This is a genomic window from Nocardia thailandica NBRC 100428 (genome assembly GCF_000308795.1).
Classification (GTDB): Bacteria; Actinomycetota; Actinomycetes; order Mycobacteriales; family Mycobacteriaceae; genus Nocardia; species Nocardia thailandica.
On sequence record NZ_BAGK01000116.1, the window covers coordinates 1 to 9,502 of the forward strand.

Below are 9,502 nucleotides of genomic sequence, written 5' to 3' on the forward strand. Positions count from 1 at the left end.
GGTGCTGGTGGCGCTGCTCAGCGCCGCGTTGCTGTTCGCGCGCGCGTGGTCCCGCCGCGCCGCCGCCCGCCCGGCCCGGGCCTCAGGGGCGCGCCGGGTGCTCCCCGCCGGTGCCGCGCGCGTGCGGCTCGGCCGGGTGCCGACCGCCCGGCTCGGCCACCCCGCGTGAGTTCTGGCGGGCGCGGGCACGCCGGCATTCGGCGATCCCCCACGCGCCGAGCGCGATCGCCAGGGCCATGTGGAGCCCGTAGGCGGTCGCGATCAGCAGCAGCCCGTAGTCGTCGACCCACGCGGGCACCGCCGCGAGGACGGCCAGCCCGGCGAGGATCAGCCCGCCCGCCACGACCGTGGCCGGTATGCCGAGCGGGGCGAGTTCGTCTTCGGGCGCCCCTTCGGCGCCGAGCTTCCACGACGGCACGTCGGTATCGGCGCCGACCCCGTCGACGCGCGCGTGTTCCGGTGCGCTGGTGACCATTTCGTCCTCCCGAAGCGGCCGAACCCCGCGACCGCGCATGCCCGTGGGCGCCGAACCACCCACACCACGCGGTTACCCGATCCCGTCCCCGCCGAATCCCGCCGGACCGATTTCGGTCGGCGCGGCCGGGTACCCGGGGCCGGGAGACCCCGGCACAGCCGATCGATGTGAGGAGAACCGATGGATACCGTGGCAGAGGATTTCGACGCGCTCGTGGCCGCGGCGGACGACGCGGTCTGGATCGTGACCACCGTCGCGGGCGGCCACCACAGCGGCTGCCTGGTCGGGTTCGCCGGTCAGGTGAGCATCGAGCCCCGCCGGTTCCTCGTCGCGCTGTCCAAGCAGAACCACACCTTCCGCACCGCCATGGCCGCCCAGTACCTGGCCGTCCACCTCCTGCGCCCGGACGACCGGGAGCTGGCCCGCCTGTTCGCGGGCACCACCGGCGACGAGGTCGACAAGTTCGCCCGCTGCCGGTGGGAGACCGGCCCGCACGGCCTCGCCGTGCTCTCCGACGCCGCGGGCTGGTTCGCGGCCCGCATCGTGGACCGCCACGACCTGGGCGATCACTCCGGCGTCGTCACCGAACCCGTCGCGGCGGGCACGCCGCCGGGCGCGGGCTTCGTCCCGCTGCGCTACGACGCGGTCGCGGACATCCCCCCGGGCCACGAGAACTGAGACCCGCCCCGGCCGGACCGGGCGTGGCCGTCGGCCAGGCGGTCCGGCCGGGACGGGTCGGCGGAAATCAGGCCAGCTCGCCGATGTCGCCGATGACGCTGCGCAGCTCCGCGCGACCCTCGGACAGGTTGTAGGTGACACACGCGATGGCCAGCGCGCCCGCCTCGACCCGCTCGGCGATGATCGAGGAACGCTGGGTCAGCAGGCGCGCGGTCTCCTCGACGTGGCGGGCCTCCAGGTCGTCGACGTTGCTCAGGCCCTCGCGGCGGCCGAGCAGGATCGACGGGGTCACGCGTTCGACCACGCTGCGGATGAACCCGCCGGGCACGGTGCCGTTGTCGAGCGCGTCGATGGTGGCGGCGACCGCGCCGCAGGAGTCGTGGCCGAGGACGACGATCAGCGGCACCTGCAGCACCGCGACGCCGTACTCGATCGAGCCGAGCACCGAGCTGTCGACCACGTGGCCCGCGGTACGCACGACGAACATGTCGCCCAGCCCGCGATCGAAGATGATCTCGGCCGCGACGCGCGAGTCGCCGCAGCCGAAGAGGATCGCCGAGGGCTGCTGGCCGCCGGCCAGCGCCGCCCGATCGGCGGCGCCCTGACCGGGATGCTGCAGGGTTCCGGCGACGAAACGGTCATTTCCCTCACGGAGGGACTTCCACGCGGCAACAGGATTCGAATGCGGCATAGCTCCCATATTGCACGAACCGTCCGAATCGCGGGATCAGGGGGCGGGTCGGGTCAGCACCCGACCGGCGGCGCGGGGTCAGGCGAGCCGGCCGGGCACCGCGACCGGTCGCACGGCCAGATCCACCCCGAAGTTGTTGTAGGTCAACGGAAGCGGGCGGGCGGGGGTCAGCGCCGGGATCGAGCGCAGCGTGAAGTCCGCCGAGCGCAGCAGATGCGCGAGCACGGTGCTGGTGATGAACAGGACCAGGTCGCGGCCCGGGCAGACCGCGGGCCCGGCGCTGAACGGGACCAGCTGCGGATACCGGTCGGCGCGGCCGTCGAGCCAGATCTCGGGCGTGAAGTCGTGGGCGAACGGCAGCGTCGAGGCGTCGCGGTGGAACCCGACCGCCGCGATGAGCACCGCCGCGCCCGCGTCGACGGTGAACCGGTCGGCGCCGGAGCGCCAGGTGGTGTCGGCGACGGTGTCACGGAGGATGAGCGGGGTGGTCGGCCACAACCGCAGCGATTCGAGCACGCAGGCGCGCAGGTAGGGCAGCAGACCGGTGCCCGCGTCGTCGTAGGTTTCGGCGGTCGCGCGGGTCCGCTGGTCGGGATGGGTCGCCAGCAGGGCCAGCGTCCGCGTCAGCGCGATGCCCGCCGCGTCGAAGGCGAACAACCAGTGCGGCACCTGGCCGACCGGATCGACCGGCCCCACGGTCGGCGCGTCCAGCAACGCCCCGAGCAGGCTGTCGCCCTCCGCGGTCTCGGCGTAGCGGTACAGGTCGTCGAAGAACTGTTCCCTGGTGCGGCGGCGCCGGGGCGCCAGGAACGACCAGTTGCCCGCCGAGCGCAGCCGCTGGAGTCGATCGGTGACGGTGTCGTCGTCGCGGGCCGCGCTGCCGAGGGTCAGGCGGCGCACCAGCCGCCACCAGCCCGCGGTCAGCTGCGCGGCGTCCAGGTGCCCGGTCCGGGTCGCGGCCGCGAGCAGTTCGTGCGCGGCCTCGGCGGCGGCCGTGGCGAACGGCGCCGCCAGCCGGTGCAGGGGCGCGCCGGTGTCGAGCGCCCGCTCGTTGAGCGCGCGGCGCTGCCCGCGGACGTGGCCCTCCGAGACCAGGACGCCGTGCGGCTGGAACTGGCCGAGCGCCGCGCGCTTCTCCCGGTTGGCCGGATCGAACGGGGACGGGGCGCCGTCGAGCACCCTGGCCACGTCGCCGGGGTCGAGCACGACGAGCACGCGGCGCCCGGGCAGCACGAGTTCCACGGGCCCGGCGCCGAATTCCGCCCGGAGCCCGCGCATCCGCGTCACGGTGCGTTCGTCGGCCTGCAGGCGTTCCAGCAGGCCCATCACCCGGTGCCGCCGGGTGATCGCCCCCGCCGCGAAGCCCGCCGCCCCCAGGTCCGCCAGCGCGACCGCCGCGCGAGCCCCTGTCAGCCGATGATCCGACATGTGACCTCCTGAATGCTCCGGGCTGTTCGCCCACTTTCCGGTCCATGCGAGGCCATTCCACGGGGAGAGGCATCCAAACGCCGCCGGACGGGGACCGATGGGACCGTGGCCCACGCCACAGCGATCCGCTGACGTCCCGCGGGGAGATCGGGTATGGCGTCCCTGAATCCGTGTCCGAACGAACGGAAGGAGAGCCGCTCTCGTGGAAAACGTCCTCCGGCCCCTCGTCATCACCGCCGCCGTGATCGCCGCCGTGGTCGCGCTCGGCACGGGCGCCGACAAACTCTTGCGCCACACCGCCGCTCGCAGGCCGGGCACCCACCTGACGACCCTGCGACGGGTGCGGTTGCCCCTGCAGTTGCTGCTGGCGACGGTGCTGCTCAGTGCCGCCACTCCCCTGGCCGAGCTGGAACCGCGCCGCGAGGCCGTCGTGCGCAACGTGCTGGCCGCCGCGACCGTCCTCGCCGCCGTCTGGGCGGTGGTCCGCCTGGTCGACGCGCTGGGCGAGAACCTGTTGCGCCGCTACGCCGATCGCGGCGACCAGATCTACCGGGTCCGCCAGATCCGCACCCAGATGGGGCTGGTCCGCCGGATCGTCACCACCGTGCTGGTGGTGACCACCGTGGCCGTGGCGATGCTGCTGCTGTTCCCGAGCCTGCGCACCCTGGGCACGTCGCTGCTGGCCTCCGCGGGCGTCATCGGCATCATCGCCGGCGTGGCGGCCCAGTCGACGCTGAGCAATCTCGTGGCCGGGCTGCAGATCGCCTTCGGCGACTCGGTGAAGATCGGCGACACCGTCGTGGTCGAGGGCGAGTGGGGCACGGTCGAGGAGATCACCCTGGCGTTCCTGACCATCCGCATCTGGGACGACCGCAGGCTGACCATGCCGGTGTCCTACTTCAACAGCCAGCCCTACGAGAACTGGTCGCGCGGCGGCTCGCAGATCACGGGCACGGTGTTCCTGCACCTGGACCATCACACCCCGGTCCCGCTGCTGCGCGAACACCTCCTCGAGTACCTGCGCGAGCGTCCCGAGTGGGACGGCCGCACCGCGGGCCTGCTGGTCACCGACAGCACCCCGACCGACATCGTGGTCCGCGCGACCATGTCGGCGGCCGACGCCGACGACGTCTGGACGCTGCGCTGCGCCGTCCGCGAGGAACTGCTCGGCTGGCTGGCGCGCGAACACCCCGCCGCCCTGCCGACCATCCCGACCGCCATCACCGCCTCCCCGCGCGAGCGCGTCGAGGCGGCGGGCTGAACCCTGCCCGGGGGCGACCCCGCACCCGCCGCGCGGCCGCCCGTGGCCGCCCGTGGCCGCGGGCCGGGCGCCCCGCTCACGCGGCCGAGCCGGCCCCCGTCGCCGCCTCGGCGCGAGACCCGCGGCGGCCGATCCCGCTACCGCCGCGCCGCGAGGATCGCGTCGGCCGCCTTCTCCCCGATGACCACGGTGGGCGCGTGGGTGTGTCCCCGGATGATGCTCGGCATCACCGACGCGTCGGCGATGCGCAGGCCGTCCACGCCGCGCACCCGCAGATCCGGGGTGACCACGCTCGCGGGATCGTTGCCCATCCGGCAGGTGCCGACGGGGTGGTACAGGGTGTGCGCGTGCCAGGTCAGCGCCTCCTCGAGGGTCTCCTCCACGGTCGGCTCGGCCTTCTTGGGCTGCAGGAACCCGCCGAGCCGGGACCCCAGGGGTTCGGCCGAGGCGATGCGGTGCGCGATCCGCAACCCCTCGAGCATGGCGGCCCGGTCGGCGCCCTCGGCGTCGGACAGGTAGTTCGGGTCGACGATCGCCTTGGCCAGCGGGTCGGCCGAGGACAGGGTGACCGCGCCCCGGCTCCGCGGCCGGACCAGGATGGGCCCGAGGCCGACCCCGTGACCGGGCGCGACCCCGATGCCCTCGTCGTAGAACGGGGCGGGCCCGAAGATGATCTCGAGATCGGGCAGTTCCAGGTCGGGGCGGCTGCGCACGAAGCCGTACGCCTCGCCGACGTTGGAGGTCAGCATGCCGCGCCTGCGCAGTAGGTAGTTCGCCAACTGGGCGGGCTTCTCGGCGTCGAAGAGGGTGTCGGAGTCCGCGGCGTAGCCGAGCAGACACACCAGGTGATCGGCCAGGTTGCGCCCGACCTCGGGCAGGTGGTGCCGCACCGCGATCCCGTGGGCGCCCAGGCGCTCCTGGTCGCCGATGCCGGAGAGCATGAGCAGCTGCGGGGTGTTGATCGCACCGCCCGACAGGACCACCTCCTTGCGGGCGCGCACGACGTGGGTCCCCGCCGCGCCGCGGTATTCGACCCCGACCGCGCGGGAGCCCTCGAACAGCACCCGGGTCACGTGGGCGCCGGTGACCACCGTCAGGTTGGCCCGCTTGCGGGCCGGCTTCAGGTAGGCGTCGGCGGTGCTGCACCGCGCGCCCCGGCGCTGGGTGACCATCGTCCGCGTGAAGCCCTCGGGCTGCGCCGGATTGGCGGCCTCCTGCTTGAACCCCGCGTGCTCGGCGGCGGTCAGGAAGTCCGAGGTCCAGGACCGGGGGCTGCGCTGCCGCGAGATCCGCAGCGGGCCGCCGCGGCCGTGGGCCGGGTCCGTGGCGCCCTCGACGGATTCGATGCGGGTGAAGTACTCCACGACGTCGGCCCACGACCAGCCCGGGCCGGCGAGCCTGCCCCACTCGTCGTAGTCGGCGGCGTAGCCGCGCACCCACATCATCGCGTTCATCGAGGACGATCCGCCCAGCAGCTTGCCGCGGGGGTAGAAGATCTTCCGGCCGCCGAGTGCTGCCTGTGGCGTGGTGAGATACGCCCAGTCGTTCTCGGTCTGGAACAGCTTGGAGAAGGCCGCCGGGATGTGGGCGAAGCTGCTCGTGTCGGCAGGTCCGGCCTCCAGCGCGACGACGCTGTCGCGGGAGCGTTCGCTGAGCCGGGCGGCGACGACGGCGCCGGCGGAGCCGGTGCCGACCACCACGTAGTCGGCGGTCGTGGTCGGGATCGGTGCGGAGGTCATCGGTGCTCCGTGGGTCAGCCGCGCAGGGCGGAGGCGAACAGGGCGGGCAGGGCGGCCCAGCGGGGGTCGGCGGCGAAGTCGGCGAGCAGGCGGCCGGTGGTGTCGGCGGTGCGGTTGGTGACGAACCACGGCGGTTTCGGTGCCAGCGTCCACTCGCCGTGCAGCACCGAACGCGGCGCCGGACGGAACGGGCCGCGCACCACCGTGCGCTCGACGTTGTCGATCAGCCAGGCGTTGTGCACGATGCCGATCCCGCTCTGCACGTCGTCGAGGGTGTGGCCGGGGAAGGCGCCCCACGCGGCGGTGGGGGTCAGGTAGCCGACCGCCGTCCAGGCGTTGACGGCGATGGTGCCGTAGCGCAGCCGCGCGATCGCGTCGTCGAACTCGGCGCCCAGCGCGGCGATCGTGTCCGGGTGGGCGACGAGGTTGACCCCGAGCGTGCCGACGAACCGGTCGTTGGCGACGTCGACGGCGGCGCGCAGGTATTCCGCGCCGGTGCCCGCGACCTCGACCACCCCGAGGACGGGCGCGAAGTACTCCGTGGACAGCAGCGGCTCGTCCGGACCGGCGCCCAGCCCGGTGACCAGCAGGCGGCCGCCGCCGGGTCCGAGCGCCTCGGCGCCGGGATAGGTGGCGTGCGCGCCCGCGGTCCGGTCGGCGCTGCCCGGGTAGTAGGCGGGACGGGCGGGCGCGCGCTCGACGGCCGCGCGCAGTGCCGTCAGGAACTCGTCCTTCTGCGGCCAGTCGGCGGGCAGGACGACCGCCTGGGTGGCCACGCAGTTGTAGCCGCCGTTGTGCAGGCGCTGGGTGGCGATGTGTTCGGCCTGGTAGTCGAGGTCGGCGCGGCTCCACCGCCCGGGCAGCACGATGGTCGGCGAGACGCCGCCCAGTTCGCTGCTGATCGGCTTGTCCAGCACCGGGGTCCCGGTGCGCTTGCGTGCGTCGGCCTCCGCGCCGGTCCCCCACACGATGGCGTCGTGGGTGGCGGCGCTGCCGGTCATGTGGACGTGCGCGACCAACTCGTGGCGGACCAGGTACGCCCCGACCGCCGGGCCGCCGGTGAGCACCCGCACCACTCCGGCCTCGACGAGCGGCGCGAGCACCTTCTCCAGCACCGGGCGCAGCGGGTCGGTGACCGGGTTGAGTTTGAGCGCGACCACCCGGTTGTGCGCGACGAGTTCGTAGAGCGTGTCCAGCGGGGCGATGGAGGTGATGTTGCCCGCGCCGAGGACCGCGCCGATGCCGCCGGTGTGGGCCGGGTCGAGCTGGGCGAGACCGGCTTCGGCCTTCGCCGCGGCGCTGCTCACGCCCCGTCGCAGCCACACCTCGGCGCGGAAGCCGTTGAGCAGCAGCTCGTCGAAGAGGCCGGTGGGCAGGACGCGGACGGTCACCCGGTCGCCCGCGGCGCCGAACGTCGCGCCGGCCAACGGGCTGCGGCCCTGCGCGAGTTCGCCCAGGGTGTGCGAGAGCACCCGCAGCGCGGAGGCCAGCGCGTAGGGACCCGAGAGCCACTCCTCGCCCCGCAGCGCCGACCCGGGGGCGAGACCCTTGATCGCGGCCGCGGTGTCCACCCATTCCCCGGCGTGCTCGCGGGTGAGTGCCAGGGTGCGGTCGAGCAGCGCGCGTCGCCCCGGCAGCGGCAGGCGGGCCCAACCCCGCTCGCCCTCGACGAGATCGGCGAGGGCGGCGTCGACCGCCGCCTCGGCGGCAACCTGTTCTGTCTGCACGGGGCTCCTTCCGCTGACCGACGACCCGGGCACCCGGGCCGGTTGTGGATTCGAGTGTGGCCGCGATCACGCCGCGAGGAAATGTGTGGCGGTCGCCGAAACGGCCCGGCGGATTGTGCGCGCGCACAATCCGGATGTGGCCCCGGCCACTCCCCCCGGCTACCCTCGATGCCATGGCCGCGCCGCTGCTCCCGCCGAGGACCGCCTCACCGCTCGCCGCGCAGCTGGCCGCGGCGATCGACACGATGACCGCCGAACTCGTGCACCGGATCCTCACCACCGATCCCGCCTACGCGGACGCGGATCTGCTCACCGAAGAGCAGCTCGGCGGCACCTGCCGCGACAACCTGACCGCCATCGTCGGCGTGCTGTCGGGCACCCGGCCGCTGCTGCTGCACTCCGCGCGCGAGGCCGGGCGGCTCAAGGCCGAACAGGGCATCCCGGTCGCCGCGCTCCTGCACGCCTACCGGCTCGGCGGCCGCCTGATCTGGGAGGAGCTCACCGCCCGGTCCGCCGGCCCCGGCGATGTGCGCCTGCACGAACTGGCCACCCTGCTGTGGGAGGTGATCGACCTCTACTCCGACGCCGCGGTCGAGTCCTATCGCGACACCGAACTCGTCCTGGCCCGCGCCGACGAGCAGGCCCGCAGCGGGCTCATCCGCACCCTGTTCGACGACCACTCGCACAGTCCCGGACGGATCCTGGACGTGCTGCGCGGGCTCGGGCTGCCCGAAACCGGCACCTCGTGCGTGGTGAGCATCGATGCACCGCCTGCCACGATCTCCACGACCGCCCTCGGCGGCGCGCTGCGCGAGCTCGGCCTGCGTTCGGTGTGGGACGTCCGCATCGACGGCGTCGTCGGCCTGGTGACCGCGCCGGCGCCCGCGCCGATCGAACGCGCCGGCGAGGCCCTGTCGCGCCTCGTCGCGGCGCGGGTCGGCCTGAGCGCGCCCTTCGCGTCGCCGCGCGGCATCGTCGCCGCGGCCGCCGAGGCACGGCAGGCCTGCCGGTCGATCCCGCCGGGCGCCCGCGGTGTCGTGCGCTTCGGCGAGCGGCCGGTGGCGCACCTGCTCGTCACGGTGCCCGACGCCGCCCGCCGGGCCGCGACCCAGATCCTCGGCCCGGTCCTCGACCTCCCGGCGCCCGAACGCGGCGACCTGCTCGCGGTCCTCGACGCCTGGTACCGCTGCGGCGGATCCGCCACCGCGGTCGCGCAGACCCTGCACTGCCACCGCAACACCGTGCGCTACCGGCTCCGCAAGATCCGCGACCTCACCGGCCGCGACACGACCGACCCGCGCCAGTCGGCCGAACTGTATCTGGCACTGTCCGCCGTCGACCTGCTCGAGGTCACCGCGCCGGCTCCGTGAGCGGGGCCGCCCCGCACCCGCTGCCGACCGGCACCGCACGCCATCGGCGTATACCGGCTGTATGGGCACTCATCCGAAACGCACCGTCGCCTACGGAACGCTCATGCTGCTCACCGTGATGATCAGCCGGCCT

General features: G+C 74.1%; 8 protein-coding genes. 3 read left to right on the forward strand and 5 right to left on the reverse strand.

The genetic code is table 11. The features are described 5' to 3' along the window. Positions 1-82 precede the first annotated feature (82 nt). Positions 83-475 carry a hypothetical protein gene (locus ON36_RS12120; RefSeq protein WP_043651537.1) on the reverse strand — a complete coding sequence of 131 codons (393 nt, stop codon included), beginning with the start codon at positions 473-475 and terminating at the stop codon, positions 83-85. A gap of 180 nt (positions 476-655) precedes the next feature. Between ON36_RS12120 and ON36_RS12125 the strand changes: the two genes are divergently transcribed. Next, positions 656-1,153 (forward strand): flavin reductase family protein, encoded by a 498-nt coding sequence (locus tag ON36_RS12125; RefSeq protein WP_043651539.1) that lies wholly within the window; start codon positions 656-658, stop codon positions 1,151-1,153. A 67-nt stretch (positions 1,154-1,220) separates the two neighbouring features. Here the strand turns inward: ON36_RS12125 and ON36_RS12130 are convergent, their stop codons facing one another. Both ON36_RS12130 and ON36_RS12135 read right to left on the reverse strand, forming a co-directional pair. Beyond that, positions 1,221-1,844 (reverse strand): carbonic anhydrase, encoded by a 624-nt coding sequence (locus ON36_RS12130; RefSeq protein ID WP_043651541.1) that lies wholly within the window; start codon positions 1,842-1,844, stop codon positions 1,221-1,223. A 78-nt stretch (positions 1,845-1,922) separates the two neighbouring features. Next, on the reverse strand, positions 1,923-3,272 hold the full coding sequence (locus ON36_RS12135) for a cytochrome P450 (RefSeq protein WP_043651544.1): 1,350 nt from the start codon (positions 3,270-3,272) through the stop codon (positions 1,923-1,925). Positions 3,273-3,474: 202 nt separating this feature from the next. Between ON36_RS12135 and ON36_RS12140 the strand changes: the two genes are divergently transcribed. After that, positions 3,475-4,533, forward strand: coding sequence for a mechanosensitive ion channel family protein (locus tag ON36_RS12140; RefSeq protein WP_043651547.1), 1,059 nt, complete (start codon positions 3,475-3,477; stop codon positions 4,531-4,533). Positions 4,534-4,670: 137 nt separating this feature from the next. On the opposite strand, the gene ON36_RS12145 is transcribed toward ON36_RS12140, so the two are convergent. Beyond that, complete coding sequence (locus ON36_RS12145) at positions 4,671-6,272, reverse strand: GMC family oxidoreductase (RefSeq protein WP_043651554.1); 1,602 nt, start codon at positions 6,270-6,272, stop codon at positions 4,671-4,673. Between the two features lie 14 nt (positions 6,273-6,286). Beyond that, a complete protein-coding gene (locus tag ON36_RS12150; protein ID WP_043651550.1) occupies positions 6,287-7,999 on the reverse strand; it encodes an aldehyde dehydrogenase family protein in 1,713 nt (570 codons plus the stop codon). 173 nt (positions 8,000-8,172) lie between these two features. Here ON36_RS12150 and ON36_RS12155 point away from each other — a divergent pair, with 173 nt between their 5' ends. Further along, positions 8,173-9,369 carry a PucR family transcriptional regulator gene (locus ON36_RS12155; RefSeq protein WP_043651552.1) on the forward strand — a complete coding sequence of 399 codons (1,197 nt, stop codon included), beginning with the start codon at positions 8,173-8,175 and terminating at the stop codon, positions 9,367-9,369. Positions 9,370-9,502: the final 133 nt, after the last annotated feature.

Coding starts and splice junctions, on each gene's coding strand:
- ON36_RS12125 (WP_043651539.1), top strand. CDS start 656: ATGGATACCGTGGCAGAGGATTTCGACGCGCTCGTGGCCGCGGCGGAC.
- ON36_RS12130 (WP_043651541.1), bottom strand. CDS start 1,844: ATGCCGCATTCGAATCCTGTTGCCGCGTGGAAGTCCCTCCGTGAGGGA.
- ON36_RS12120 (WP_043651537.1), bottom strand. CDS start 475: ATGGTCACCAGCGCACCGGAACACGCGCGCGTCGACGGGGTCGGCGCC.
- ON36_RS12155 (WP_043651552.1), top strand. CDS start 8,173: ATGGCCGCGCCGCTGCTCCCGCCGAGGACCGCCTCACCGCTCGCCGCG.
- ON36_RS12135 (WP_043651544.1), bottom strand. CDS start 3,272: ATGTCGGATCATCGGCTGACAGGGGCTCGCGCGGCGGTCGCGCTGGCG.
- ON36_RS12145 (WP_043651554.1), bottom strand. CDS start 6,272: ATGACCTCCGCACCGATCCCGACCACGACCGCCGACTACGTGGTGGTC.